1 pseudogene is annotated in these 731 nt (G+C 55.4%); it reads right to left on the reverse strand.

The annotated features are described in order from the left end of the window. Positions 1–731: pseudogene (locus HMPREF3277_RS12345) on the reverse strand (hypothetical protein); the annotation flags it as partial.

The raw sequence follows: 731 nt of genomic DNA on the forward strand, positions 1-731 counted from the left end.
CTTTGGTCACGACGATGTTGTCGGAACCTGCGGAGACGCTCGCGCCGTCTGCGTTGATGGTGTAAACAGTTTGACCGTTCTTACCTTGTTTGCCGGTAACGCTTGCAATGTTGGTACCGGCTTCGACTTCGGTCTTGGCGGCGGCAGTCAGACGGTTCAGCTGTCCGACGTTGGCGGCATCGGTGTCTTTCACACCGGCGGCTACGTTGCTGATGGCTTTGTTGCCTGCATTGATACCGTCGGCAGTGATGTTGACATCGCCTGCTTTCAGACCGTCTTTACCCAGAGCCACTTTGTTGCCGACTTTGACGCCGTCGTTGTTCACAACGGTATCGCCTGCGGTGAAGCTGTCGGCTTTGAGGTTGGGTGCGGTCGCCACTTTGTAAGTGGTGCTGCCGTCGGCATTTTGCTCTGGTGTGACGACGATGTTGTCGTTGCCGCTGTCCACTTTGGATGTCGCTTTTGCTGCGGCTGCTTTGAGCTGCGCAACGTTCACTGCGTCGGTGTCGTCCGTACCTTTGGCTACGTTGGCAATTTTATTGCCTCCGTTGTTCAGACCGTCTTTGGTCAGGCTGACAGGTTTGCCTGCTTTGCCGTTGCCCACAGTCAGTCCGTTGTCGGTCAGTACGCTACCGCCTACGGTCACTTTGTCGAAGGAGACGTCGTCTGAAGTCGCTACGGTGATGTGTTTACCGTCGCGGCTGACTTTGACGTTTTTGCCTTCTTTAAAG

Origin of the sequence: Neisseria sp. HMSC70E02, assembly GCF_001838645.1 — a bacterium.
Taxonomy (GTDB): Bacteria; Pseudomonadota; Gammaproteobacteria; order Burkholderiales; family Neisseriaceae; genus Neisseria; species Neisseria macacae.